The sequence below is a fragment of the Cupriavidus taiwanensis genome (assembly GCF_900250115.1).
Classification (GTDB): domain Bacteria; phylum Pseudomonadota; class Gammaproteobacteria; order Burkholderiales; family Burkholderiaceae; genus Cupriavidus; species Cupriavidus taiwanensis_B.
In genome coordinates, this window is record NZ_LT984803.1 from 260,666 (window position 1) to 285,040 (window position 24,375).

General features: G+C 69.6%; 23 protein-coding genes. 11 read left to right on the forward strand and 12 right to left on the reverse strand.

Annotation, left to right across the window (positions count from 1 at the left end; genetic code table 11):
* The first annotated feature begins 75 nt into the window (after positions 1 to 75).
* The 3 genes from CBM2586_RS01285 to CBM2586_RS01295 all read left to right on the forward strand — a co-directional run bounded on the left by CBM2586_RS01285 (position 76) and on the right by CBM2586_RS01295 (position 3,677).
* Positions 76 to 1,413 (forward strand): ABC transporter substrate-binding protein, encoded by a 1,338-nt coding sequence (locus CBM2586_RS01285; RefSeq protein ID WP_115663214.1) that lies wholly within the window; start codon positions 76 to 78, stop codon positions 1,411 to 1,413.
* A gap of 112 nt (positions 1,414 to 1,525) precedes the next feature.
* Entirely contained in the window at positions 1,526 to 2,341 is an 816-nt protein-coding gene (locus CBM2586_RS01290) for an ABC transporter ATP-binding protein (protein ID WP_115686665.1), read from the forward strand.
* A gap of 85 nt (positions 2,342 to 2,426) precedes the next feature.
* Positions 2,427 to 3,677, forward strand: coding sequence for a phenylacetate--CoA ligase family protein (locus CBM2586_RS01295; RefSeq protein WP_115663213.1), 1,251 nt, complete (start codon positions 2,427 to 2,429; stop codon positions 3,675 to 3,677).
* A gap of 218 nt (positions 3,678 to 3,895) precedes the next feature.
* On the opposite strand, the gene CBM2586_RS01300 is transcribed toward CBM2586_RS01295, so the two are convergent.
* From CBM2586_RS01300 to CBM2586_RS01335, 8 genes are all read right to left on the reverse strand, one after another.
* Positions 3,896 to 4,300 carry a YbaN family protein gene (locus CBM2586_RS01300; RefSeq protein ID WP_115663212.1) on the reverse strand — a complete coding sequence of 135 codons (405 nt, stop codon included), beginning with the start codon at positions 4,298 to 4,300 and terminating at the stop codon, positions 3,896 to 3,898.
* Between the two features lie 86 nt (positions 4,301 to 4,386).
* Positions 4,387 to 5,364 (reverse strand): NAD(P)H-dependent flavin oxidoreductase, encoded by a 978-nt coding sequence (locus tag CBM2586_RS01305; protein ID WP_115663211.1) that lies wholly within the window; start codon positions 5,362 to 5,364, stop codon positions 4,387 to 4,389.
* Positions 5,365 to 5,490: 126 nt separating this feature from the next.
* Positions 5,491 to 6,933 (reverse strand): two-component system sensor histidine kinase CreC, encoded by a 1,443-nt coding sequence (gene creC, locus CBM2586_RS01310; protein WP_115686666.1) that lies wholly within the window; start codon positions 6,931 to 6,933, stop codon positions 5,491 to 5,493.
* Between the two features lie 9 nt (positions 6,934 to 6,942).
* Positions 6,943 to 7,629, reverse strand: coding sequence for a two-component system response regulator CreB (gene creB / locus CBM2586_RS01315; protein ID WP_115686667.1), 687 nt, complete (start codon positions 7,627 to 7,629; stop codon positions 6,943 to 6,945).
* Positions 7,630 to 7,647: 18 nt separating this feature from the next.
* A complete protein-coding gene (locus CBM2586_RS01320; RefSeq protein ID WP_115686668.1) occupies positions 7,648 to 8,778 on the reverse strand; it encodes an NAD(P)/FAD-dependent oxidoreductase in 1,131 nt (376 codons plus the stop codon).
* Positions 8,779 to 9,013: 235 nt separating this feature from the next.
* A complete protein-coding gene (locus CBM2586_RS01325; protein ID WP_115663207.1) occupies positions 9,014 to 10,339 on the reverse strand; it encodes a sigma-54-dependent transcriptional regulator in 1,326 nt (441 codons plus the stop codon).
* 8 nt (positions 10,340 to 10,347) lie between these two features.
* On the reverse strand, positions 10,348 to 12,345 hold the full coding sequence (locus tag CBM2586_RS01330; protein WP_115663842.1) for a sensor histidine kinase: 1,998 nt from the start codon (positions 12,343 to 12,345) through the stop codon (positions 10,348 to 10,350).
* Positions 12,346 to 12,433: 88 nt separating this feature from the next.
* Positions 12,434 to 13,735, reverse strand: coding sequence for a dicarboxylate/amino acid:cation symporter (locus CBM2586_RS01335; protein ID WP_115686669.1), 1,302 nt, complete (start codon positions 13,733 to 13,735; stop codon positions 12,434 to 12,436).
* A 389-nt stretch (positions 13,736 to 14,124) separates the two neighbouring features.
* Here CBM2586_RS01335 and CBM2586_RS01340 point away from each other — a divergent pair, with 389 nt between their 5' ends.
* The 5 genes from CBM2586_RS01340 (at position 14,125) to CBM2586_RS01360 (ending at position 18,278) form a co-directional block, all read left to right on the forward strand.
* Positions 14,125 to 14,445: a (2Fe-2S) ferredoxin domain-containing protein gene (locus CBM2586_RS01340; protein WP_012351580.1), complete on the forward strand. Its 321-nt coding sequence runs from the start codon at positions 14,125 to 14,127 to the stop codon at positions 14,443 to 14,445.
* Positions 14,446 to 14,586: 141 nt separating this feature from the next.
* Positions 14,587 to 15,228 carry an alpha/beta hydrolase gene (locus tag CBM2586_RS01345; RefSeq protein ID WP_115663164.1) on the forward strand — a complete coding sequence of 214 codons (642 nt, stop codon included), beginning with the start codon at positions 14,587 to 14,589 and terminating at the stop codon, positions 15,226 to 15,228.
* 63 nt (positions 15,229 to 15,291) lie between these two features.
* Positions 15,292 to 16,491, forward strand: a complete 1,200-nt coding sequence (locus tag CBM2586_RS01350; RefSeq protein WP_115663163.1) for a D-alanyl-D-alanine carboxypeptidase family protein — start codon at positions 15,292 to 15,294, stop codon at positions 16,489 to 16,491.
* A 61-nt stretch (positions 16,492 to 16,552) separates the two neighbouring features.
* Complete coding sequence (locus tag CBM2586_RS01355; protein WP_115663162.1) at positions 16,553 to 16,861, forward strand: HP0495 family protein; 309 nt, start codon at positions 16,553 to 16,555, stop codon at positions 16,859 to 16,861.
* Positions 16,862 to 17,081: 220 nt separating this feature from the next.
* Positions 17,082 to 18,278 carry a class I SAM-dependent rRNA methyltransferase gene (locus CBM2586_RS01360; RefSeq protein WP_115663161.1) on the forward strand — a complete coding sequence of 399 codons (1,197 nt, stop codon included), beginning with the start codon at positions 17,082 to 17,084 and terminating at the stop codon, positions 18,276 to 18,278.
* 99 nt (positions 18,279 to 18,377) lie between these two features.
* On the opposite strand, the gene CBM2586_RS01365 is transcribed toward CBM2586_RS01360, so the two are convergent.
* From CBM2586_RS01365 to CBM2586_RS01375, 3 genes are all read right to left on the reverse strand, one after another.
* The gene (locus tag CBM2586_RS01365; protein WP_115686670.1) at positions 18,378 to 20,486 is read right to left on the reverse strand and encodes an ATP-dependent helicase; all 2,109 of its coding nucleotides are present in this window, start codon (positions 20,484 to 20,486) and stop codon (positions 18,378 to 18,380) included.
* A 157-nt stretch (positions 20,487 to 20,643) separates the two neighbouring features.
* Positions 20,644 to 21,180 (reverse strand): TlpA disulfide reductase family protein, encoded by a 537-nt coding sequence (locus CBM2586_RS01370; RefSeq protein WP_115663159.1) that lies wholly within the window; start codon positions 21,178 to 21,180, stop codon positions 20,644 to 20,646.
* Positions 21,181 to 21,313: 133 nt separating this feature from the next.
* A complete protein-coding gene (locus CBM2586_RS01375; RefSeq protein WP_115686671.1) occupies positions 21,314 to 21,826 on the reverse strand; it encodes a thioredoxin fold domain-containing protein in 513 nt (170 codons plus the stop codon).
* Between the two features lie 134 nt (positions 21,827 to 21,960).
* Here CBM2586_RS01375 and CBM2586_RS01380 point away from each other — a divergent pair, with 134 nt between their 5' ends.
* From CBM2586_RS01380 to CBM2586_RS01390, 3 genes are all read left to right on the forward strand, one after another.
* On the forward strand, positions 21,961 to 22,563 hold the full coding sequence (locus CBM2586_RS01380; protein WP_115686672.1) for a hypothetical protein: 603 nt from the start codon (positions 21,961 to 21,963) through the stop codon (positions 22,561 to 22,563).
* 81 nt (positions 22,564 to 22,644) lie between these two features.
* On the forward strand, positions 22,645 to 23,286 hold the full coding sequence (locus tag CBM2586_RS01385) for a LysE family transporter (protein ID WP_115686673.1): 642 nt from the start codon (positions 22,645 to 22,647) through the stop codon (positions 23,284 to 23,286).
* A 77-nt stretch (positions 23,287 to 23,363) separates the two neighbouring features.
* Positions 23,364 to 23,552 (forward strand): hypothetical protein, encoded by a 189-nt coding sequence (locus CBM2586_RS01390; protein ID WP_115663155.1) that lies wholly within the window; start codon positions 23,364 to 23,366, stop codon positions 23,550 to 23,552.
* Here CBM2586_RS01390 and CBM2586_RS01395 read toward each other — a convergent pair.
* A complete protein-coding gene (locus CBM2586_RS01395; RefSeq protein WP_115663154.1) occupies positions 23,534 to 24,256 on the reverse strand; it encodes a GntR family transcriptional regulator in 723 nt (240 codons plus the stop codon). The two genes, CBM2586_RS01390 and CBM2586_RS01395, sit on opposite strands and share 19 nt — an antisense overlap.
* Between the last annotated feature and the right edge of the window lie 119 nt (positions 24,257 to 24,375).

Consider the following 24,375-nt stretch of genomic DNA (forward strand, 5'->3'; position numbering starts at 1 on the left):
TTCACCGCAGTTCCTGTGTGAAGTACTGAAGCTTACGCATAACGAAACGCTCCACCGAGGGCGAAGGAGACTGTCATGACCAACCTGATCCGCAACGTGCAACGCGCCGCCCTGGTGGTCAGCGCCGCGGCTGCACTGCTGGCGCCGGCGGTGCCGGCACTGGCGCAAAGCAACGAGCAGTTCATCGCGCTGCCGAGCTATCGCGTGGGGCCCTATGGCGCCAACGGGCAGTCCTGGTATGGCGGCTTCATCGACTACCTCAACTACGTCAACCTCAAGGACGGCGGTGTCAACGGCGTCAAGCTGAGCTGGGAAGAGTGCGAGACCGAGTACAACAACGCCAAGGGCGTGGAGTGCTACGAGCGCCTGAAGGCCAAGAACGCCACCACCAAGGGCACCGCCTACCACGCCATGTCGACCGGCATCTCGTACGCGCTGGTCGACAAGACCGCGGCCGACAAGGTGCCGCTGGTGATGATGGGCTACGGCCGCACCGACGCGGTCGACGGCTCGGTGTTTCCGTATGCGTTCCCGCTGGTGACCACGTACCAGATGCAGGTCTCGGCCATCGTCAAGTACCTGGCCAGCAAGAGCGGCGGCTCGCTGGCCGGCAAGAAGATCGTCTACCTGTACCACGACTCTGCCTATGGCAAGGAGCCGATCGTGGCGCTGCAGGCCGAGGCGCGGCTGGGCAAGTTCAACCTGGTCGAGATCCCGGTGGCGCACCCCGGCAACGAGCAGGGCGCGCAGTGGCTGAAGATCCGCCAGGAGAACCCCGACTACGTGATTTTCTGGGGCTGGGGCGTGATGAACCAGACCGCGCTGAAGGCGGCGCAGAAGGTCGGCTTCTCGCGCGACAAGATGATCGGCTCCTGGTGGGCGGGCTCCGAGGAAGACACGGTTCCGGCCGGTGATGCCTCGAAGGGCTACATGAGCGCGACCTGGAACGTTGCCGGCAAGAGCGTGCCGCTGATCGCCGATATCGAGAAGGTGGTGTACGGCGCCGGCAAGGGCAATATGCAGGACAAGAACAAGGTCGGTTCGGTGCTGTACAACCGCGGCGTGTCGGCGGCGGTGGTAACGGTGGAAGCGGTGCGCGTGGCGCAGGCCAAGTTCGGCAAGGGCAAGCCCATGACCGGCGAACAGATGCGCTGGGCCTTCGAGAACCTGAACCTGACCAACGCCCGCCTGCAGCAGCTGGGCGCCACCGGCCTGCTGCCGGAGATCAAGACCAGCTGCGAGAACCACGAAGGCTCGGGCAAGGTGAAGATCCAGCAGTGGGACGGCAGCAAGTGGGTGGTGGTGTCGGACTGGATCGAGGGCAACAAGGGCCTGATCCACCCGCTGTTCAAGGCCACCGCGGCGCAGTACGCCAAGGAGAAGGGGATTACGCCGGGGTGCTCGAAGAGCTGATGGCCCTCGACTCCCGACGGCTTGCTCCCCTCTCCCGTCAGCGGGAGAGGGAGTACACCGGCAGCAAGCTGAAAGTCCACCGCAACATCGCCACACCACCACGAGCCGCACCATGAGCCTCCTGTCCGTCAACAACATCGAAGTCATCTACGATCATGTGATCCTGGTGCTCAAGGGCGTTTCGCTCGAGGTGCCGGAGGGCAAGATCGTGGCGCTGCTGGGCGCCAACGGCGCGGGCAAGACCACCACGCTCAAGGCCATCTCCAACCTGCTGCAGGCCGAGCGCGGCGATGTCACCAAGGGCTCGATCGAGTACCGCGGCGACCGCGTCGACCAGCTCACCCCCAACGACCTGGTGCGCCGCGGCGTGATCCAGGTGATGGAAGGGCGCCACTGCTTCGCGCACCTGACCATCGAGGAAAACCTGCTCACCGGCGCCTACACGCGCGGCCTGTCGCGCGGCCAGACCCGCGACGAGCTGGAGAAGATCTACGAATACTTCCCGCGCCTGAAGACGCGCCGCAAGTCGCAGGCGGGCTACACCTCCGGCGGCGAGCAGCAGATGTGCGCGATCGGCCGGGCCATGATGGCCAAGCCCGCGATGATCCTGCTGGACGAGCCCTCGATGGGACTGGCGCCGCAGATCGTCGAGGAGATCTTCGAGATCGTGCGCGGCCTGAACTCGCGCGAGAACGTCAGCTTCCTGCTGGCCGAGCAGAACACCATGGTGGCGCTGCGCTACGCCGACTATGGCTACATCCTCGAGAACGGCCGCGTGGTGATGGACGGCGACGCCGAGTCGCTGCGCACCAACGAGGACGTCAAGGAGTTTTACCTGGGCGTGGCCGCCAACGACTCCGACGGCCCCGGCCGCAAATCGTTCCGCGACGTCAAGAGTTACCGCCGCCGCAAGCGCTGGCTGGCCTAGCAAGCGCCTGTTTTTCACCCGGCCTTGCCACCACGCGCCCGGCGGCGCGCGGCAGGCTGCATTCCATTCCCTGACGCACAGCATCATGCCCGAATACTTCGATCCGCTCGAAACCCGCGCGCCGGAAGTCCGCGAGCAGGCGCTCCTTGCCGCCGTGGCACGCCAGGTGGCCCACGCGCGCGAACACGCGCCTTACTTTGCCGACCTGCTGGCTGGCGTCGATCCGCGCCTGCTGACCTCGCGCGCGGCGCTGGCCGAACTGCCGGTGACGCGCAAGTCTGATCTGAGCGCACGCCAGCGCGCGCTGCCGCCGCTGGGCGGGCTCAACGCGACGCCGCTGGGCAAGCTGCGCCACGTGTTCCAGTCGCCCGGCCCGATCCACGAACCCGACGGCCACGACGCCGACTGGTGGCGCACCGCGCGCGCCATGCACGCCGCCGGCTTTCGCGCCGGGGACCTGGTCTACAACACCTTCTCCTACCACTTCACGCCGGCCGGCATGATGATGGAAAGCGGCGCCCACCGTCTGGGCTGCTGCGTGTTCCCGGCCGGCGTCGGCCAGACCGATTCGCAGGTGCAGGCGCTGGCCAGCCTGCAGCCGGCGGCCTATGCCGGCACGCCGTCGTTCCTCAAGCTGCTGCTCGAGCGCGGCGATGAACTCGGCACGCCCTGCACCAGCCTGGCCAAAGCGCTGGTTTCGGGCGAGGCCCTGCCGCCGTCGCTGCGCAACTGGTTCCGCGATCGCGGGGTGCGCGTGCAGCAGATGTACGGCACCGCCGATGTCGGCCTGATCGCGTATGAAACCGAAGGCGGCGACGGCTGGGTGGTGGACGAGGGCGTGCTGGTCGAGATCGTCGAGCCCGGCGGCTCGCGCCCCATGCCCGAGGGCGAGACCGGCGAGGTGGTGGTGACGGTGCTGGGCAATGGCGACTATCCGCTGATCCGCTTCGGCACCGGTGACCTGTCGGCGGTGGTGCCGGCGTCGTCGCAGCGGCCCAGCCCGTGCGGCCGCACCAATGTCCGCCTCAAGGGCTGGCTCGGGCGCGCCGACCAGGCCACCAAGGTCAAGGGCATGTTCGTGCATCCCGGGCAGGTGGCCGAGGTGCTGCGGCGCCATCCGGAAATCCGCGCGGCGCGGCTGGTGGTGACAGGCGACCCGGGCGCCGACGTGATGACGCTGCACTGCGAGGCGACGCGTGAAGACGCCGACCTGCAGCGCGCGGTGGCCGAGTCGCTGCGCGAGGTGATGCGGCTGCGAGGCGAGGTGGCGTTCGTGGCGGCGGGATCGTTGCCGCAGGACGGGAGGTTGATCGAGGACGCGCGCCGCTACGATTGAGCCGGGGCCCGGCTGGCAGCTTCAGACTTCGTTGACCCGCCGGCCCTCTCCCCCGGCCCCTCTCCCGCAGGCGGGAGAGGGGAGCAAACCGTCCGCCTGCTAGGGCGTTAGAGCTTGCCAGCGCCCCGTGCATTCGCTCCCCTCTCCCGCGCGCGGGAGAGGGGTGGGGGAGAGGGCCGGAGCCTCCACGAAGTAAAGACCGTCGACAGACCCCAACCTCAAGACTCCCGCCCGCCTTCCCCCGGCCGCGTCGGCAACCGCACCATCCACACACTCACCCCCACCGCGCAAGCCAGCAACGCCGCCGATACCAGCGGCCGCCCGCGCAGCAGCCACGCCGTGGTCCCCATCGACAGCCACATCATCGACAGCGCCAGGCATTTCGCCTTGAACGGGATGCTGCGATGCCGCTGCCAGTCGCTGACCAGCGGACCGAAGCGCGGATGCCCCAGCAGCCAGTCATGGAAGCGCCGCGAGCCCCGCGCGAAGCAGGCCGCGGCCAGCAGCACGAAGGGCGTGGTCGGCAGCACCGGCAGGAAGATGCCGATCACGCCGAGCAGCAGGCAAAGCCCGCCCAGCGTTACCCAGACGGCGCGCAGCACGCGCTGCCGGTGGCTTGGCACGGCTTCAGGATCGGGCGAAAGGTCAGTGTCGGAAGGCCGCAATGGTCGGACAAAGGGCCGCTAAGCGGCCCCTGGTAATGGATCGGTCAGCGCGAAATCCCCAGCCGCGCCTTGGCGGCATCGTACTCCGCCTTCATGCGCGCGACGATCTCGCCGGCGCCGGGGATGTCGTGGATCTGGCCCACGCCCTGGCCGGCACCCCAGATATCCTTCCACGCCTTGGCCTTGGAGCTGCCGCTGGAAAAGTCCATCTTGCTCTTGTCGGCCATCGGCAGGTTGTCCGGGTCCAGGCCCGCGTTGCTGATGCTTTCGCGGATGTAGTTGCCGTGCACGCCGGTGAACAGGTTGGTGTAGACGATATCGGCGGCGGCCGAGCTGGTGATCGACTGCTTGTACGTTTCGGCCGCGTGGGCCTCCTGCGAGGCGATGAAGCGCGTGCCCACGTAGGCAAAGTCGGCGCCCATGGCCTGGGCCGCCAGCACCGCCTCGCCGGTGGCGATCGAGCCCGACAGCGCGATCGGGCCGTCGAAGATCTTGCGCACCTCGCCCACCAGCGCGAACGGCGACAGCATGCCGGCATGGCCGCCGGCGCCCGCGGCGACCAGGATCAGGCCGTCGACGCCGGCCTCGATCGCCTTCTCGGCATGGCGCAGGCTGATCACGTCGTGCAGCACGATGCCGCCGTAGCCGTGCACCGCGTCGATCAACTCCCTGGGCGGCGCGCGCAGCGAGGTGATGAAGATCGGCACCTTGTGTTCGACGCAGACCCTGATGTCATGCTCCAGGCGCGCGTTGGAGGCGTGCACGATCTGGTTGACCGCGACCGGGCCTACCGGTGCGCCGGGATTGGCGGCCTTGAAGGCGGCCAGTTCGTCCCCGATCCGGGTCAGCCACTCGTCGAGCAGCTCGGCCGGGCGCGCATTGAGCGCGGGGAACGAGCCGACGATGCCGGCCTTGCACTGCGCCAGCACCAGTTCCGGGTAGCTGACGATGAACATGGGCGAGGCGATCACGGGCAGGGCCAGGTTCTGCAGGGCCTGGGGCAGTTGCTTGGCGGCGGGCATGGTGTCTCCTGAACTACTGGCGGGCACGCGGAACGCGCCCTAAATGAACGGTCGTTCGATTATAGGGAGTTTCCGCGCGGTCACGTTAGAAGCCCAAGTCTATGCCGGTCCTGCCGGCGTGTGGCGCTAGGCCGCCGGCAGGACCAGCTCGGCCAGCGCGCCGCCGCCCGGGCGGTTGGCCAGCGTCACGTCGCCATGATGCAACGTGGCCACCTCGCGCGCAAAGCACAGGCCCAGGCCGGTGCTCTTGTCCGCACCGTGCGGGCGCGGCAGCGAGTAGAAGCGCTCGAATACGCGCGGCAGCGCGTAGTCGGGAATGCCGGGCCCCTGGTCGGCCACGGCAATGGCCAGCGCGTCGCCGCGGCGCTGCAGCCGCACCGCGACCGTGGTGCCCGGCGGGGCGAAGTCGATGGCGTTGTCGAGCAGGTTGGCGATGGCCTGACGCAGCAGGAACGGGTCGCCGGCGACGTGGCTTGAATCGGCCCCGGACCCGGCTCCGGCATCGCACTGCAGCGCCACGCCGCGCCGGCGCGCGCGCGGCTCCAGTTCGGCGCACAGCTGCGCCAGCAGCGGCGCCAGCGGCACCGGCTCGCGCACCTCCAGGCGCTGGCGCTGTTCCACCTCGGCCAGCGCCAGCAGCTTGCGGATCATGGTCTCCAGCCGTCCGGACTGGGTCCGGATATTGGCGACGAAGCGCTGGCGGTCGGCCGCCGGCATCTCCTCCTGCAGCAACTCCGCCGCGCCGCCGATGGCGGCCAGGGGGCTCTTCATCTCGTGGGTCAGCGTGTGGATGTAGTGCTCGACGTACTGTTTGTCTTCCAGCCGCTCGCGCATGCCCTGCACCGCGCGCCCCAGCTCGGCCAGCTCGCCCGCGCCGCGCAGCGGCATCTCGGCGCGCTCGCCGGCCGCGACCGCGCGCGCGTAGCCGCGCAGCCGGCTCAATCCATGCGCCAGCCACAGCGTGCAGGCCAGCCCGATCACGCAGGCGGTGCCGATCAGCAGGCCACCGTAGAGCAGGATCTTGTGCTGGCTGCGCGCGATGAACGGCGCCATCGCCGCATTGGGCTTGGCCACGGTCAGCACGCCGATGATGCGCTCGCCATCGCGCACCGGCGCGGCCACGTGCATCACCGTGCTGGCCTCGTCGGCGGGGTCGGCGCGCGTGCTGCGCGCGCCGTACTGGCCACGCAGCGTCAGGTAGACGTCGTTCCAGCGCGAGTAGTCGCGGCCCACGTCGGTGCCGGTGGAGTCGAAGCGCACGATGCCGCTGGCATCGGTCACGTAGACGCGGTAGCCGATGCTGTCCTTGTGCAGCCCCGAGACCTCGGCATTGACCGGCACCTCGCGCAGCGCCGCCATCTGCCGGGCGAAAGCGCCGTCGGCGATGCGGCCGGCCTTGAGGTCGTCGGCGGCCAGCGCGGCCAGCACGTGCGCGGTATCGATCAGCGTGTCTTCCATGGCCTGGCGCACGCCCGGCTTGACCTCCTGCACGAACACGCGCAGCGTCAGCACCGTGGCCAGGCCCACGATCAGGAAGAAACCGAAGAAGATGCGCAGGCCGATATGCATGGCGCGCGCTCAGGGCTCAAGCGAATAGCCCATGCCGCGATGGGTGCGGATGCGCTCGGCGCCCTCGGCAGACACCTCGCGCAGCTTGGCGCGCAGGGTCTTGATATGGGTGTCGATGGTGCGGTCGCTGGTGTCGAGCGCGCCGGCCCACACGCCATCCATCAGCTGCGCGCGCGAATAGATGCGGCCCGGATGCGCCACCAGCCACGCCAGCAGCAGGTATTCGTAGCGCGTCAGCGCCAGCCACTGGCCGTGGTACGCCAGGCGGGCGCCGTCCTGGTCGTGGGTGAAGCCGGTGGCCGCGCCGGGCCTGGCCGTGGCGGGGCCGCCGCGCGCCCGGCGCAGGATGGCCCGCACGCGCGCGGCCAGCTCGCGCGGCGAGAACGGCTTGACCACGTAGTCGTCGGCGCCGATCTCCAGCCCGACGATGCGGTCGATCTCTTCATGGCGCGCGGTCAGGAAGATCACCGGCGCATTGCTGAAGGTGCGCAGCGTGCGGCAGACCTCGAAGCCGCTCAGGTCCGGCAGCCCGACGTCCAGGATCACCAGGTCGGCCCGCGCGGCGCGCAGGCACGCGAGCGCGTCGCCGCCCAGCGTGCAGTGCTCGGCCAGCATGCCGTCGGTGCGCAGGGCATAGAGGATGGTGTCAGCGATGGCCTGCTCGTCTTCCACCACCAGGATCCGCGGTTGTTCCATGCCAGGAATTCTAGCCGTTCAGGCGCTGGACGCCGCCCGCGCCCGCGCCGGCGGTGCCGGTTCCGCGCCGCGCCGGTGGAAATAGACCTGCTCCGCGGCCCGGCGCAGCGGCGGCGAATACAGCAGCAGGTCGAACGGCCAGTCGCACTGGAAGCGCTCGAACATCCATCTCAGCGCGCGCTTGGCGCGAAAGCGCGGTGCGCTGGCGTTGGCCACGGCTTCCGGTGCCGGCCCCCCGCGCAGCAGGTGCGCGGCCACCGCGTGGCCGACCGACTCGCCGTGGGCAAAGGCATAGTGGATGCCGCCCGCAGTGAGCGGCGACACGATGCCCGCGGCATCGCCGGTCAGGATTACGCCGTCGCGCGCCAGCGGCAACACCGGGCCGCCGCACGGGATCAGCCCGGCGCGCGTAGCGGCCGGCTGCGACAGCTGCGGCAGGCCGGCGCGCTCGCGCACGTGCGCCAGCAGCCCGTCCAGGTCCGGCGCGCGGCCGCGCCGCGGCAGGTAGCGCAGCGCCAGCCCGGCCTGCACGCCGGTGGGGTTCTGCGCGATCCAGCCGATATAGCCGGGCGCGAAGCGGCGCGTGATGAAGCAGTGCAGCGCGCCGGGCTGCGGCAGCGCCAGTCCCGGGAACTCGTACTCCACGCCATACAGGAAGCTGTGCGCGCGCCCCAGCCCGGCACATTGCGCCACGCGCGACTGCGCGCCATCGGCGCCGACCAGATAGCGCGTATGGCCCACGCCCGTCACATGCCAGCCGCCGGGGCGCGGCACCGCGCCGACGAAGGCCTGGCCCAGGCGCAGCTCGACCCGGTGGCGCACCAGCTCCGCGGCCAGCCAGCGCATCAGCCGCGGCGTATCGGTGGTGTGGAAATAGTAGCCCGGCGCGCTCAGGTCGATGCTGCGCAGCCGGGGCGAGTACAGCCGCACCTGCTCGACCCGATGCACGCAAGCTGCCGGCGCCTGCCCCAGCCAGGTCTGTTCGATCGCTTCCCTGACCAGGATGCCGGTGGTATGGAGCTTGTCGCCGGGATCGGTCTTGCGTTCCAGCACCAGCACGCGCAGGCCGGCGCGCGCGGCGGCCAGGGCGCAGGCGGCGCCGGCAAAGCTGGCGCCGGCGATGACGAGGTCGTAGTCGAAGGAGGACATGGCAGTTTCCGGAGGGCGAAGGACTCCAGTCTGGCCAGCCGGGGTGAGGTCAATGTGTGGCGGGTGTGAAGCGGCGCGGCGGCGCCTGGCCAAAAAAACGCCCCGCATGCGCGGGGCCGTCAATTACCACGAAGACTGATACACACGGCGGGCACCTGCCAATGCCGCAGCCGCACACCAAGCATAGGCCGCCAATGTGACGGTGCCGTGGCAGCGCGATGAAGCGCGCATGACCTCACAGCCCGTAGCGCTTGATCTTGTCGTACAGCGTGGCCTTGCCGACCTGCAGCAGGTCCGCGGCCTGGCTGACCGCGCCGCCGGTGCGCGCCAGCGCGTCGGCGATCACGGCGCGCTCGAAGTGCTCCATGCGCTCGCGCAGCGGCGCGCTCTCGTCGGGGCCCGCCGCCTGGGCGCCGGCCTGGCCACCCTCGGGCACGCCCAGCACCATGCGGTCGGCGGCGTTGCGCAGCTCGCGCACGTTGCCCGGCCACGGGCGCTGGGCCAGCGCCTGGCGCTGCGCCTCGGACAGGATCGGCGCGGGCCGCTGGTAGCGCACCGCCGACACCAGCGAGAAATGCTCGAACAGCGGCACGATGTCCTCGCGCCGCTCGCGCAGCGGCGGCAGCGCGATGGTGACGACATTGAGCCGGTAATACAGGTCTTCGCGGAAGGTGCCTTGCGCCACCAGCGCGTCCATGTCGCCCTTGGCCGCGGCGACGATGCGCACGTCGATCTGCACCGACGCGTTCGAGCCCAGCCGCTCCAGCGAGCCTTCCTGCAGCACGCGCAGCAGCTTGACCTGCAGCGCCAGCGGCATGCTTTCGATCTCGTCGAGGAACAGCGTGCCGCCCGAGGCGTGCTCGAGCTTGCCGATGCGGCGCTTGCCGGCACCGGTGAAGGCGCCGGCCTCATGCCCGAACATCTCGCTCTCGAAGATGGCCTCGGGCACGGCCCCGCAGTTCAGCGCGATGAACGGCCCCTCGGCGCGCCCGGACAGCGCGTGCAGGCTGCGCGCCACCAGTTCCTTGCCGGTGCCGGTCTCGCCGTTGATCATCACCGGCACGTCGGTGGGCGCGACATTGGCCACCAGCGCGCGCACCTGCTCGATCGCGGGCGAGCGGCCGATGATGCGCGTGCCGGCGGCGGGGCCGGCCAGTTCGCGCCGCAGCGCCTGGTTTTCGAGTTCCAGCGCGCGGCGTTCCAGTGCGCGGCGCACGGTGTCGGTAAGGCGGTCGGCGCCAAACGGCTTTTCGATAAAGTCATAGGCGCCTTCGCGCATCGCCTGCACGGCCATGGTGATGTCGCCGTGGCCGGTCACCAGAATGACCGGCACCCCAGGCGCGGCATTGCGGCAGTGCTGCAGCAACTCCAGCCCGCTGGCGCCGGGCAGGCGCACGTCGGTCACCACCACGCCGGCAAAGGCGCCGTGCAGGTGCGGCAGCGCGGCCTCGGCCGAGGGCAGCGCCAGCACGCGGAAGCCGGCCAGCTCCAGGCTTTGCGCCGTGGCCTGCCGCACCAGCGGCTCGTCTTCGACAAACAGGACCCGCAGACCGTCTTGCATGGCAGTACTCATGATGACGCGGAAACCGATGGCGCCGGATCGATGGCGGGCGCGCGCGCCAGCACCAGCGTGAACTGCGCGCCGCCGCCGGGGACGTTGGCGACGCTGAGCTGGCCGCCGAACTCGCGTACGATCGACGACGAGATCGCCAGTCCCAGGCCCAGTCCCTGGCCGGTTTCCTTGGTGGTGAAAAAGGGTTCGAACAGGCGCGGCAGCGCTTCCGGCGCGATGCCGGTGCCGTTGTCGCGCACGACGATGGTGACGGCGTGCTCGCCGGCCTGCACGTCCAGGTCGATGCGACCCTGCGCCGGCGCGGCCGCGGCAATGGCATCGAGCGCATTGCCGAGCAGGTTCAGCAGCACCTGTTCCAGCTTCAGCTCGTCGGCGCGCACGGCGAGGCCCGGCACCGCGTCCAGGCCAGCCAGGTGGAGCGTGACCGCGCCCAGCCGCGGCGCCAGCAGCGCCAGCACGTGGTCGACCGCCGCGCGCAGCGCCACCGGCCGCTGCACCGGGCGCGCCTTGCCGGCAAACAGCTTGAGCTGGCCGGTGATCTTGCCCATGCGCTCGGTCAGGTCGGCAATTGCCGTCAGGTTGCCTTCGGCCGCGTCCAGCTGGCCGCGTGCCAGCAGCACGCGGGTGTTGTCCGAGAACGTGCGCAGCGCCGCCAGCGGCTGGTTCAGCTCATGCGTGATGCCGGCCGCCATCTGTCCCAGCGCGGCCAGCTTGCTGGCCTGAACCAGCTCGTCCTGGGCCGCGCGCAGCTCGCTTTCGGCGCGGGTGCGCTCGGCCACTTCGTCTTCCAGCTTCTCGTTGATCGCCATCAGGTCGGCGGTGCGGGCCTCGACGCGACGCTCCAGCTGGTCATAGGCGGCCTCCAGCAAACGGCGGCTGTACTGCATGTCGCGCGCGCGCTGGCGGCGCTGGCGCCAGTTGACCAGCAGCAGGCAGATGCAGGCATAGGCCAGCGCCGCGGCCACGGTGGCGTTGCGCGCGTTGGCCAGCACCGGCTCCAGCGGCGCCATCACCTGCATGGTCCAGCCGGCCGGCCCCACGGTGCGGTTCAGCTCCAGGTAGCGGTCGGCGCGTGCGGCGCCGTCCGGGGCAAAGGTGGTACGGCCGGCGGCGGCCTCGTCGCGCACGCGCACCAGGCGCGCGCCGTGCGCCAGCGTGGTGTCGGCCAGCCAGCGCGTGACCGGCGACGCCAGCGGTTCCAGCGGCAGCGGCGTCACCGCGCGGCCGTGGTACTGGCGGGTCCGCTCGATCTCCGCGCGCAGCGCCGGCGGCAGCGGGCGCAAGGTGCGGTACTGCCACGCCGACACCGACGACAGGAAGATCACGCCGTGGTCGTCGCTGACCATCAGCGGCTCGGCGCCGCTGCCGGCGCGCTGGAACCACTCCAGGTTGAGCTTGACCACGGTCACGCCGATGACCTTGCCGCCGGCCTCGATCGGCTGGGCAATGTAATAGCCGGGCTCGTCGCTGGTGATGCCGATGGCGTAGAAGCGCCCCATCTGGCCGCCCGCGGCGGTCTGGAAGTAGGGGCGGAAGCGGTAGTCGGTGCCGACGAAGCTGCCCGGCTGGCCGTGGTTGCTGGCCGCCAGCGCGATGCCGTTGGCGGCGATCACATAGGTGGCCGACGCATGCGCGCGGCGGTTGACCTCGGCCAGGTACTGGTTGGCGGCGGCGACGCGCTGCGCATCGTCGGGAGCGGCGAGCAGCCCGCGCACGAAGGGGTGCAGCGAGACCAGCGCGGGCAGGAACTCGTAGCGGTCGAGGGTGCTTTCGAGCGTGGCGGCGTAGCGGTCGGCGCGCGTCGCGGTGCCTTGCTGCAGGCTGGCCAGGCCGCGCTGGACCGAGACCAGCCAGGTCAGCGCGCACAGCAGCAGCAGGCCCGCGGCCAGCGCGACGGCAAAGCCCCACCAGCGCCCGCTGCCGGCCGCCGGCGCGTGCACCGGGCGGGTGGCGGCGGGGTCATGCACGGCGAGAAAGTCGTCGGAGTGTGGCATCGGCGCGCGAGGGTGTCGCGCCGATGATACCCGCAGGCGCGCGCCCGGGGCAGGCGCGCGCGCGGGAGCGGCCGCAGTCGCGACCGTTTCAGGCGGCGCGCTGGCCGGCTTCGCCAAGCGCGTCGGCATCGTCGCCGGCACCGTGCTGCAGCACGCGCGCCAGGCGCTTGCGGTCCAGCTCGCGTTCCCATGCCGACACCACCACCGTGGCCACGCCATTGCCGATGATGTTGGTCAGCGCGCGGCATTCGCTCATGAAGCGGTCGATGCCCAGGATCAGCACCATGCCCGCGACCGGGATGGTCGGCACCACCGCCAGCGTCGCCGCCAGCGTGATGAAGCCCGAGCCGGTCACGCCGCTGGCGCCCTTGGAGGTGATCATCGCCACCGCCAGGATGGTCAGCTGCTGCATCAGCGTCAGTTCGATGCCGGTCGCCTGCGCGATGAAAATCACCGCCATGGTCATGTAGATGTTGGTGCCATCGAGGTTGAACGAGTAGCCGGTCGGCACCACCAGGCCCACCACCGACTTGGAGCAGCCCAGTTTCTCGAGCTTTTCCATCATGTGCGGCAGCGCCGCTTCGGACGAGCTGGTGCCGAGCACGATCAGCAGCTCTTCCTTGATGTACGAGATAAAGCGCACGATGCTGAAGCCGGTCATGCGCGCGATCGTGCCCAGCACCACCAGCACGAACACGATGGCGGTGAAGTAGAAGGTGCCGATCAGCTTGAGCAGCGGCACCAGCGAGCCCAGGCCGTACTTGCCGATGGTGAACGCCATCGCGCCGAAGGCGCCGATCGGGGCGACCTTGGTGATTACGTGGACGATGTGGAAGAAGACCTTGGAGACCTGCTCGATCAGCTGCACCACGATGCGGGCGCGCTCGCCCAGCACCGCCAGCGCGGCGCCGAAGAACAGCGACACCAGCAGGATCTGCAGGATGTCGCCGTTGGCGAAGGCGCTGAACACGGTGTCGGGGATGATGTGCATCAGGAACTCGACCGTGCTCTGGCCGTGCGCCTTCGACACGTACTGGGCGATGGCCTTGGTGTCGAGCGTGGCCGGGTCGATATTGAAGCCCACGCCCGGCTTGAGCAGGTGCGCGGCGCCCAGCCCGATCAGCAGCGCGAAGGTCGACACCACCTCGAAGTACAGCAGCGCCTTGCCGCCGACGCGGCCGACCTTCTTCATGTCGCTCATGCCGGCGATGCCGGTCACGACGGTACAGAAGATGATCGGGCCGATGATCATCTTGATCAGCTTGATGAAGCCATCGCCCAGCGGTTTCATGGCGACGCCCGTGTCGGGCCAGAAGTGGCCGAGCAGGATGCCGATGCAGATGGCGAACAGGACCTGCACGTACAGGATCTTGTAGAAGGGTTTCCTCATGATGTCGTCCTCGGTGTTGACCGTACCCGGGCGGGTCCGCGCGGGCGCGCGCCGTCACGCTTGCGGCGCGTTCAGGGTCGGGAATTCGCAACCGGCATGCCAGTCCAACCGATATCGCTAACTGGTTGATTCACAACGAAAGGCTGGCCGCGGGGCGGTGCCGGGCCTCCGGGATTCCGGAATCCCGGACGACGCGGCTCCGGCGAACCGGAATGGCCGGCGGGCACAGGGTGCGCGAGGCGCCACCTGCGGCGGGCGGTGGCGAACGGCGGCGTGCCCAAGGCTGCCGTATATCGCGGCCTGGCGCTCGCAACGCCGTATAATTCCGAGCTTCCGTTCAATGCCGTCCGGGCCGTGCCGCCGTCCGGGGCCGTCTTCACACCGTACGCATGCGCAGCTACTACCAGCACCACGTCTTTTTCTGCCTGAACCAGCGCGAGGCCGGCGAGAACTGCTGTGCCAACTACAACGCCAAGGCCATGCAGGAATACGCCAAGAAGCGCTGCAAGGAACTGGGCATCGCCGGCGGCGAAGGCCGCGTGCGCATCAACAAGGCCGGCTGCCTGAACCGCTGTGAACTCGGCCCGGTGCTGGTGGTCTACCCCGAGGCCATCTGGTACACCTATGTCGACGAGCATGACATCGATGAAATCATCGACAGCCACCTGCTCAAGGGCAAGCCGGTCGAGCGGCTGATGGTGGACCGCTGAACCAGGACGAAGTCCGCGGCGCTGCCGATGCCGCAGCGCCAATGCCAGACCCCGCCGCCCGCACGCCGGACGGTTTTTTCATTTTTCGACCCGGGATTTCCCGCCTGAGCCAGCCGGCCTCGTGATTGCCCAGACCGCCCTATGAACGCGCATACCCAGGTACTTTCCATCGCCGGCCCCGTCGGCGCGATCGACGTTTCGGTGGACCTGCCGCAAGGCGAGCCGCGAGGCCTGGCGCTGGTGGCGCATCCGCATCCGCTGTTTGGCGGCACCAAGGACAACAAGGTCGCGCAGACGCTGGCGCGCGCCTTCGTGCAGCTGGGCTATGCCACCGTGCGCCCCAACTTCCGCGGCGTCGGCGCGACCGCCGGCGAGCATGACAACGGCATCGGCGAACAGGACGACCTGCTCGCCGTGGCGGCCTGGATGCGCGGGCAGACCGCGTGGTCGGCGCAGGCCGCGACGCTGCCGCTGGCGCTGGGCGGGTTCTCGTTCGGCAGCTTCGTCAGCACCCATGTGGCGCGCCGCCTGGCCGAAGCCGGCACCCCGGTGCAGCGCCTGGTGCTGGTGGGCACCGCCGCCAGCCGCTGGGAGGTGGCGCAGGTGCCGGCCGACACCATCGTGATCCATGGCGAACAGGACGACACCGTGCCGCTGGCCAGCGTATTCGACTGGGCCCGCCCGCAGGAGTTGCCGGTGATCGTGATCCCCGGCGCCGACCATTTCTTTCACCGCAAGCTGCACCTGATCAAGCAGCTCGTCGTCAATGCGTGGGACCGGTAAGGCCGGCACGCCCGCCATCCCGGAACTTCCCGCGCCACCTTCTTACTGTCGGAAAACAGAAACATGCTGAATCGAGCCACGACACGCCTTTCGTTCGCCTTTGCTCCCGCTGCCATCGCTACCGCCATCGTGCTGGCGACCGCGCCCGCCGCCGTGCTGGCGCAGGGCGTGCCGACGCCGCAGGTCGCAGCCAAGTCGTGGATGCTGTATGACGTCACCAGCGGCCAGGCCCTGGCCTCGCAGAACGCCGACGCGCGCATCGAGCCGGCCTCGCTGACCAAGCTGATGACCGCCTACCTGGCGTTCGAGGCACTCAAGGAAAAGCGCCTGACGCTGGACCAGGCGGTGGTGCCGACCAACCTGGTGCTCAAGGTCAAAAGCGACGAGTCGCGCATGTTCATCGAGCCCAACAAGCCGGTCACGGTGCAGGACCTGCTGCTGGGCCTGATCGTGCAGTCGGGCAACGACGCCGCGCTGGCGCTGGCCGAGGCCGTCGGCGGCTCGGAAGAGGGCTTCGTCGCGATGATGAACCGCGAGGCCCAGCGCATGGGCATGAAGAACACCCACTTCACCAATACCGACGGCATCCCCGACCCCAACCACTACACCACCGCGGTCGACCTGGCGACGCTGACCACGCGCCTGATCAAGGACTTCCCCGAGTACTACAGCATGTACTCGCAGAAGGAGTTCACCTATAACAAGATCAGGCAGCCCAACCGCAACCGCCTGCTGTACATCGACTCGACCGTCGACGGCGTCAAGACCGGCCACACCAAGTCCGCCGGCTATTGCCTGATCTCGTCGGCCAAGCGGCCGCTGGCCAACGTGCCGGACGGCTCGCGCCGCCTGATCTCGATCGTGATCGGCACCACCACCGAACAGGTGCGCACCCAGGAAAGCCTGAAGATCCTCAACTATGGCTTCCAGTTCTTCGACACCCTGCGCCTGTATGACAAGGGCCAGGTGCTGGCCACGCCGGACATCTACAAGGGCAAGAGCGGCACGGTCAAGATCGGCGTGCAGAACGAGACCTTCGTCACCGTGCCGAAGGGCACCGGCGGGCGCCTGAAGCCGGTGCTGGAGCGCCAGGAACTGCTGATCGCGCCGATCTCGGCGGGCCAGCAGGTGGGCATGGTCAAGCTGATGGACGGCAACAACAAGGTGGCCGAATTCCCGGTGGTGGCGCTGGAAGAAGTGCCCGAGGCCGGCTTCTTCGGCCGCCTGTGGGACACCATCCGCCTGTGGTTCAAGCGCAAGTGACCTGAATGCGCGCGAGCCGGTGCGCCCCGCCGCGCGCCGGCCTTGCGCCGGAGAATCCGAGATGACGACCGACAACCAAGGCAGCGGCAACAAGCCCGGCGAGATCCCGCCGGAGCAGTCGCTGATCGAATACCCGAGCCATTTCCCGATCAAGGTGATGGGCGCGATGCAGGACGGCTTCGCCGAAGCCATCGTCACGCTGGTGCAGCAGTTCGATCCGGACTTCCACGCCGGCAAGATGGAAATGCGCCCGTCGAGCAAGGGCAACTACCTGGGCCTGACCGTGACGGTATGGGTGACCAGCCGCGAGCAGCTCGATGACCTGTACCGGGCGCTGACTTCGCATCCGATGGTGAAGGTGGTGCTGTAAGCAGCAATGCTGTAGGACTTTCTCACCCGTATTGTTTGCTCCCCTCTCCCGCATGCGGGAGAGGGGCCGGGGAGAGGGCAGGCGCTGGCATACCGACACGCGTCACTTCGTCTGAAATTCCGGCCCTCTCCCCCAACCCCTCGCCCGCCAGCGGGAGAGGGGAGCTTCGCCGCAGCGTGCAAAACACCGCGGCTTCGGCAAGTTTCTTCCCCATACCAACATGAACACCATCACCCTGAAACCCGGCAAGGAAAAATCCCTGCTGCGCCGCCACCCGTGGATCTATGCCACCGGCATCGCCACCACCGAAGGCCGCTGCGAGCCGGGTGCCACCGTGATCGTGCGCGCCGCCGACGGCCGTTTCCTGGCCAAGGCCGCCTACAGCCCCGAATCGCAGATCCGCGCGCGGGTGTGGACCTTCGACGAGAACGAGCCGGTCGACCACGCCCTGTTCAAGCGCCGCGTGGCCGCAGCCATTGCCTACCGGCGCCAGTGGGTGCGCGACAGCGACGCGCTGCGGCTGATCTTCGGCGAATCGGACCGGCTGCCCGGCCTGATCGTCGACTACTACGGCAACGGCGCCGCCGGCCAGCTGGTGTGCCAGTTCAACTCGGCCGGCGTCGAGCACTGGAAGGCCGCGATCGTGCAGGCGCTGGTCAAGGAGACCGGCTGCCCCAACGTCTATGAGCGTTCCGACGCCGCGGTGCGCCAGCGCGAGGGGCTCGAGCTGGTGACCGGCGTGCTCGCCGGCGCCGAGCCCGATCCGGCGCTGTCGGTGACCGAGCATGGCGTGCGCTATTACGTCGACGTGCGCAACGGCCACAAGACCGGCTTCTATGTCGACCAGCGCGACAACCGCAAGCTGGTCGGCGACCTCGCCGAAGGGCGCGAGGTGCTGAACTGCTTCTGCTATACCGGCGGCTTCTCGCTGGCCGCGCTGCGCGGTGGCGCCAAGGCTGTGACGTCGATCGATTCGTCGGGCGAGGCGCTGAAGATCGCCGCGGGCAACGTCACGCTGAACGGCTTCGATGCGCAGCGCGCGAGCTGGCTCGACGCCGACGTGTTCAAGTCGCTGCGCGAATTCCGCGCCGAGGGCCGCCAGTTCGACCTGATCGTGCTGGACCCGCCCAAGTTCGCGCCGTCGGCCCAGCATATCGACCGCGCCGCGCGCGCCTACAAGGAGATCAACCTGGTCGGCACGCAGCTGCTGCGGCCGGGCGGGCTGCTGTTCACGTACTCGTGCTCGGGCGCGATCAGCATGGAGCTGTTCCAGAAGATCGTCGCCGGCGCGGTGACCGATGCGCGGGCGGACGCGCGCATCCTGCGCAGGCTGTCGGCCGGCACGGATCATCCGATGCTGGCGGCGTTCCCGGAAGGGGAATACCTGAAGGGCTTGCTGCTGGAAAAGGTGGCCTGACGCCAAGGCCGACGAACGGCGATGTCCTATGCAGACCGCTTGTTTTCTCCCCTCTCCCGCTTCGCGGGAGAGGGGAGCCAGCCAGCGCCCGTCTGACATTCACCGCCACATATTCCGCATCCGACTGGCCAGATCCACCGGCGCCAGCGCGGGCCTGACCGGCCCTTCCCCCGGCATCGGCGGCGGCGGCCACGAGCGGCTGTAGAAGTTCGGCATCACCCGGTTCGGCAAAAACCGCGTGCGCGACGCATACACATGCCGGTCGCCGAAGCCCACCTGCTGGTGCACGTAGAACCGCTGCGGCACGATCACGTCGAGGTGGTCCCTGGCCCGCGTCATCGCCACGTACAGCAGCCGCCGCTCTTCCTCGATCTCTTCGGTGGTGCCCGTGGCCAGGTCGCTCGGCATGCAGCCGTCGACGGCATTCAGCACGTACACCGCCTTCCACTCCTGGCCCTTGGCCGAATGGATGGTCGACAGGATCAGGTAGTCCTCGTCGCGCGACGGCACGCCGGATTCATCGCTGGAGGCACTGGGCGGGTCCAGCGTCAGCTCGGTCAGGAAGCGCTCGCGCGCGCCATAGGTGGCGGCGATGCGCTCCAGCTGCTGCAGGTCGGCCTGGCGCGCGGGCGCATCGTCATGCAGGCGCTCGAGGTGCGGCGTGTACCAGGCCAGCACCTGCTCGAATTCCGACGGCCACGGCGAGGCCGGCGACATCAGCACGCGGGCCAGCCCCAGCAGGTCTGCCCACGCAGGCGCCGCGGCCGGCGGCGGCTCGAATTCCTGCAGCGAGAACAGCGGCTCGGTCGCCAGCGCCATGGCATCGAGCACGCGCGCCGCGGTCTTGGGGCCGATGCCGGGCAGCAGCTGCAGCGTGCGGAAGCCGGCAATGCGGTCGCGCGGGTTTTCCAGCCAGCGCACCACCGCCAGCACGTCCTTGACGTGGGTCGATTCCAGGAACTTGAGGCCGCCGAACTTCACGAACGGGATATTGCGCCGCGCCAGCTCGATCTCGACCTGCGCGCTGTGGTCGGCGGCGCGGAACAGCACCGCCTGCGCCATCAGCGTGAGGCCGGCCTCGCGCCGCGCCAGCACCTGTTCGACCACGAAGCGGGCCTGGTCGGCCTCATCGTTGACCACGATCACGCCCGGTTTCTCGGCCGACTGGCGCTCGGACCACAGGTCCTTGGTGTAGCGCTCGGCCGCGAGCCCGATCACCGCGTTGGCGGCCTGCAGGATCGGCTGGGTCGAGCGGTAGTTCTGCGACAACGTGACCTGCTGCGCCGGCGGCGTGAACTGCGCGGGGAAATCGAGGATATTGCGCACGGTGGCGCCGCGGAAGGCGTAGATCGACTGGGCGTCGTCGCCGACCACGGTCAGGCCGCGGCCGTCGGGCCGCAGCGCCAGCAGGATCGACGCCTGCAGCGCGTTGGTGTCCTGGTATTCGTCTACCAGGATATGGTCGAAGCGCGCGCCCATGTCGTGCGCGATGGCGGGCTCGGCCATGGCCTGCGCCCAGTACAGCAGCAGGTCGTCGTAGTCGAGCACGTGCTGCTTCTGCTTGGCCTCGACATAGCCGGCGAACAGCGTGCGCAGCGCGTCGGCCCACATCGCATAGCGGGGGAACTGCTGCCTGAGCACGTCTTCCAGCGGCGCCTGGGTGTTGACCACGCGCGAATAGATCGACAGGCAGGTTTCTTTCTTCGGGAAGCGGCTGGCGGTCTCGGACAGGCCCAGGTCGTGGCGCACCACGTGCATCAGGTCGGCGGCATCGCCGCGGTCGCTGATGGTGAAGGCGGGCGCCAGGCCCAGGGTCTCGGCATATTCGCGCAGCAGCCGCGCGCCGATGGCGTGGAAGGTGCCGGACCACTGCAGCGCCGCGCGCCCCGCGCCGGTGCTGGTGCCGAGCGCCTGGTCGACGATGCGCTCGACGCGCCGGCCCATCTCGGCGGCGGCGCGCCGCGAGAACGTGAGCAGCAGGATGCGGCGCGGATCGGCGCCGCCCAGCACCAGGCGCGCGACCCGGTGCGCCAGCGTGTTGGTCTTGCCCGAGCCGGCGCCGGCAATGATCAGCAGCGGCGCCTCGCTGCCGTGCTCGACCGCGGCGCGCTGCTCAGGATTGAGCCGGGACAGGTAGGCGGGGAGCGCTTCGGCGTCGGGTGCGGTGGCTGCGGCGGCTGCGGCAGCGGGGGCAAGGTCCAGGGTCACGGGCGGGGCGGGCGGAAGCGCTTGGAAAAGACTGGCGCCAACTGTATATCCATACAGCCCGCGGGCGCAACCCGCCGCGCGCAGGATCGCGCCGTCCAACGACAAAAGGTGCTCGATGAGCACCTTTTGTCGTCAGATCGCGGCGGCGGCCGCGGCGTTATGCGGCCGACTTTGCCAGCGCGCCGTCGAGCAGCTTGTGCAGCGCGTCCCACTCGGGCTCGCCGACGTAGCGCTTGAGGATGCGACCTTCCTTGTCGATCACGAAGGTGGTCGGCGTCAGTCCCACATTGCCGAAGGCCTTGGCCGCGCTGCCGTCGGAGTCCATCGCCACCTTGAACGGCAGCGCGCGGGTCTTGGCGAAGTTCATCACGTACATGGGCGGGTCGTAGTTCATCGCCACCGCGACGAACTCCAGCCCCTTGCCCTTGAACTGCTCGTAGGTCTTGACCATGTCCGGCATCTCCTTGATGCAGGTGGCGCAGCTGGTGGCCCAGAAGTTGACCAGGTAGACCTTGCCCTTGAGGTCGGCGGTGCTGACCTTTTCGCCGGACAGCAGCGTGAAGGTGGCGGCCGGCGCGGTACCGGACGGCGACAGCGCGCGGTAGCCGAACCAGCCCAGCAGCGCCAGCACCACCACGGCGGCGACGATGGGCCAGGGCTTGCGGGAGGGCTTGGAGGCGGGAGTAGTGGTCATGGGAATCCGGCTGGGCCGCTTCGTTAGTGCAGGGAGGGACCGGCAGGTCCGGTCAGCAGTGGGACATTCTAATGCGGCAGGCGTTCGCGCGCTGTGCGCCACCGCCTTGCGCGCCTGCGCTGGAACCGTTCCGTCACTTGCGCGCGGCGACGGCGGCGCGCGCCTGCGCCAGCGCCTGTTCCAGGTAGGCGCCATAGAAGTCGGGCTGCATGCCGCGCAGCGGGCTGGCGGCGGCGCGGCCCTGGCGATCCAGGAACAGCACCGTCGGCGCCACCCTGATCTGGTGCGCGCGGGCCCAGGCGCGCGCGGTGGTGTGGCTGCCATCGGCATCGCGCAGCGGCGTGTCGGCGCTCATGTCGAGTTCGCGCACGGCGATCTCGCCGGCGGCGGCCTGCGGGCCCAGGTAGTTGCGGCGCACCGCATCGCAATAGCCGCAGCCCGGCATCGACACCAGCACCACCAGCGGCTCGCCGCGGCGCGCGGCGTCGGCGCCGTGGGCGGCGAGGTCAGTCGCCGGCGGCAGGTGCGGCGAGCTGGCGGCGAACACCTTGGCCATGGCGGCCATGGCGGTCAGCAGCGCGCCCGCGGCCAGCCCCTGCAGGCAGGTGCGGGCGGCGGCGGCGCAGTCGAGGCGGGAGGCGGGCATGGCGGATGTGGGGGCAGCGGAGGCGGCGCGGCAAGCACTGGCGCGCCGCTTCCGGGATAATACCGGTTTCCGCGCGCCGGCGACTCGCGCCCGCGCGCGCCGATCCCGGCCTGTCCTTCCGCCCCGTTTCGCCCATGCGCCACGTGCCGCCCCCGCCGAGCCCTGTTGCCGCGCCCCGCTGGTCCCTGAAATGCTGCGCCGTGCTGCTCGCGCTGGCCCTGTGCGCCTGTTCGCCGCGCTATGACTGGCGCACCATCCAGTCGGGCGAGGGCGGCTACGCCGCGCTCTATCCCGGCAAGCCCACCAGCGCCGCGCGCGACGTGGCCATCGCCGGGCGCAAGCTGCCGATGACGATGGAGGCCGCGCGCATCGACGACACGCTTTTCGCCGTGGGCGTGGTGACCCTGCCCGCCGACGACGAAGCGCTGCGGCGCGAGGCCCTGGCGGCGATGCAGGCCGGCCTGCTGGCCAACCTGGGCACGCTGTCGGGGGAGGCGCGCACGCGGCCGGTCACGATCATGAGCGCCGACCGGCCGGGCCGTGCGCTCGCCGGCCTGGAACTGCAGGCCAGCGGCGTGTCGCCGCGGGACCAGTCGCCGCGCCGGCTCAGCGCGCGGCTGGTGGCGGTGGGCACGCGCGCGTTCCAGGCGGTGGTGCTGGAGTCCGGCGCGGCCGCGCGCGACGCGCGCCAGGCCGAGCAGGTGGAGCAGTTCCTGGACGGGTTCCACCCGTTCTGAGCGCCGCGGCGCCTGAGCGAAGTACAGATGCCGGCGGGGCGATGCGCCGCCCGGCATGGTTGCAGTCAAAGGAGAATCGAAATGCGTTGGGAAGTCTGGTTGGCCTATTTCGCCGCGTGCTGGGTGATCGCCGTGTCGCCGGGATCGGGCGCGGTGCTGTCGATGAGCCATGGCCTGTCGTACGGGTTGCGCAGGACCACCACCACCATCTTCGGCCTGCAGGCCGGCCTGGTGATCGTGCTGCTGGTGGCCGGCGGCGGGCTCGGCGCGCTGTTGCTGGCCTCGGAGCAGGCCTTCCTGGCGGTCAAGACCATCGGCGCGCTGTACCTGATCTATCTCGGCATCCAGCAATGGCGCGCACGCGTGGAAGTGGATGCCGCGCACGACGGCGGCCCGGCGCGCGTGGCCGTGATGAGCCGGCGCCGGCGCTTCGCCACCGGCTTGCTGACCAACGTGACCAATCCCAAGGGCATCATCTTCATGGTCGCGGTGCTGCCGCAGTTCATCGACCCGAACCGGCCGCTGGCGCCGCAGCTGGCGATCCTGGCAGTCACCATGTGTGGCGTCGACCTGGTGGTGATGCATGGCTACGCGCTGCTGGCGTCGCGCATGCAGGGCCTGTTCCGCAATGCCCGCGCGGTGCTGTGGCAGAACCGGTTTTTCGGCAGCGTGCTGATGGCGGTGGGCGCGGCGCTGTTCTTCGTGCGCCGGCAGCACGCCTGACCGGCGCGGCATCCGCACTGGCGTGCGCGGGCGGGGTTTGCTTCAATGAGGAGGAAGCCACGCCTTGGAGACCGCGCATGCCCGCCTCGCTGAACCCCATCGCCGGTGCGCGCCCGCGGCCGCGCCATACCGTGCCCCCGGTGGAAGAGCCCGCGCCGCCGGGCGTGCCGCCCGACCTGCCGCTGTCGCCCGAGGACGATCCGCCCCCGCCGCCGGTGGAACCGCCGGTGGCCGGTGCCGGCGGGCGCTATTGCTTCAGCTCGTAGAAGTCGTTCAGGCAGTACGCGTCGGTCAGTTCGACCGGCTTGTCGCCATGGGTGTAGCCGGTGCGGCGGATATGCAGCAACGGCTCGCCCGGCGCGATGCCCAGGCGCGCGGCCAGTTCCGCGTTGGCGACGACCGCGCGCAGGGTCTCGGTGACACGCAGCACCGGCTTGCCGATGCGCTCCAGGTAGGCGTAGAGCGATTCGCCGATGGCGCTGGCATCGGGCAGCACGGCCAGCGCCAGCGTGGTCACATCCATCCAGTAGATCTGTCCGTCGGCCTTGCGCAGCCGCGTCAGCCTGACGATCTCGTCGCCCTCGGGCAGGGCCAGTTCCGCGCTTTCCTGCGCGGTGGCGCGGCGGCGCTCGAACCCCACCAGCTCGCTCGCCGGCGTCATGCCGCGCCGGCGCGCCAGCTCGCTGAAGTTGTCCAGCCGCGCCGGCCGCGGCTCGGCGCGCTGGGCGATAAAGGTGCCTGCGCCACGGCTGCGCGTGATGGTGCCTTCGTCGGCCAGCACCTGCAGCGCGTGCCGCGCGGTGACACGCGAAATCCGCAGCGAATCGACCAGCGTGCGCTCCGACGGCAGCGCATCGCCCACCCGCCATTGTCCCGCCTGGATGGCGGCGGTGAGCTTGCGCGCCACCTGCAGGTAGATCGGCGTGGCGTCCGCCTCATCCGGCTTGAGGGACTGCAGCCGTTGATCCATGCGACTCCTCGTAGCTACCAAGGCCGATGTAGTTAATACCAATCTAGGACGTTTACGGCCGTGCGGGAAACATCGGCGGGAGCAGGTGATGCAGGCACCATGCGCAGGTATTCGCCAAC

Excerpts from the sequence above, each read along its gene's own strand:
- CBM2586_RS01385 (WP_115686673.1), top strand. The coding sequence starts at position 22,645 with ATGCGTTGGGAAGTCTGGTTGGCCTATTTCGCCGCGTGCTGGGTGATC.
- CBM2586_RS01370 (WP_115663159.1), bottom strand. The coding sequence starts at position 21,180 with ATGACCACTACTCCCGCCTCCAAGCCCTCCCGCAAGCCCTGGCCCATC.
- CBM2586_RS01395 (WP_115663154.1), bottom strand. The coding sequence starts at position 24,256 with ATGGATCAACGGCTGCAGTCCCTCAAGCCGGATGAGGCGGACGCCACG.
- CBM2586_RS01340 (WP_012351580.1), top strand. The coding sequence starts at position 14,125 with ATGCGCAGCTACTACCAGCACCACGTCTTTTTCTGCCTGAACCAGCGC.
- CBM2586_RS01330 (WP_115663842.1), bottom strand. The coding sequence starts at position 12,345 with ATGCCACACTCCGACGACTTTCTCGCCGTGCATGACCCCGCCGCCACC.
- CBM2586_RS01345 (WP_115663164.1), top strand. The coding sequence starts at position 14,587 with ATGAACGCGCATACCCAGGTACTTTCCATCGCCGGCCCCGTCGGCGCG.
- CBM2586_RS01320 (WP_115686668.1), bottom strand. The coding sequence starts at position 8,778 with ATGTCCTCCTTCGACTACGACCTCGTCATCGCCGGCGCCAGCTTTGCC.
- creB (WP_115686667.1), bottom strand. The coding sequence starts at position 7,629 with ATGGAACAACCGCGGATCCTGGTGGTGGAAGACGAGCAGGCCATCGCT.
- CBM2586_RS01380 (WP_115686672.1), top strand. The coding sequence starts at position 21,961 with ATGCGCCACGTGCCGCCCCCGCCGAGCCCTGTTGCCGCGCCCCGCTGG.
- CBM2586_RS01295 (WP_115663213.1), top strand. The coding sequence starts at position 2,427 with ATGCCCGAATACTTCGATCCGCTCGAAACCCGCGCGCCGGAAGTCCGC.
- CBM2586_RS01350 (WP_115663163.1), top strand. The coding sequence starts at position 15,292 with ATGCTGAATCGAGCCACGACACGCCTTTCGTTCGCCTTTGCTCCCGCT.
- CBM2586_RS01355 (WP_115663162.1), top strand. The coding sequence starts at position 16,553 with ATGACGACCGACAACCAAGGCAGCGGCAACAAGCCCGGCGAGATCCCG.
- CBM2586_RS01335 (WP_115686669.1), bottom strand. The coding sequence starts at position 13,735 with ATGAGGAAACCCTTCTACAAGATCCTGTACGTGCAGGTCCTGTTCGCC.
- CBM2586_RS01285 (WP_115663214.1), top strand. The coding sequence starts at position 76 with ATGACCAACCTGATCCGCAACGTGCAACGCGCCGCCCTGGTGGTCAGC.
- CBM2586_RS01305 (WP_115663211.1), bottom strand. The coding sequence starts at position 5,364 with ATGCCCGCCGCCAAGCAACTGCCCCAGGCCCTGCAGAACCTGGCCCTG.
- CBM2586_RS01325 (WP_115663207.1), bottom strand. The coding sequence starts at position 10,339 with ATGCAAGACGGTCTGCGGGTCCTGTTTGTCGAAGACGAGCCGCTGGTG.
- CBM2586_RS01290 (WP_115686665.1), top strand. The coding sequence starts at position 1,526 with ATGAGCCTCCTGTCCGTCAACAACATCGAAGTCATCTACGATCATGTG.
- CBM2586_RS01390 (WP_115663155.1), top strand. The coding sequence starts at position 23,364 with ATGCCCGCCTCGCTGAACCCCATCGCCGGTGCGCGCCCGCGGCCGCGC.
- creC (WP_115686666.1), bottom strand. The coding sequence starts at position 6,933 with ATGCATATCGGCCTGCGCATCTTCTTCGGTTTCTTCCTGATCGTGGGC.
- CBM2586_RS01375 (WP_115686671.1), bottom strand. The coding sequence starts at position 21,826 with ATGCCCGCCTCCCGCCTCGACTGCGCCGCCGCCGCCCGCACCTGCCTG.
- CBM2586_RS01360 (WP_115663161.1), top strand. The coding sequence starts at position 17,082 with ATGAACACCATCACCCTGAAACCCGGCAAGGAAAAATCCCTGCTGCGC.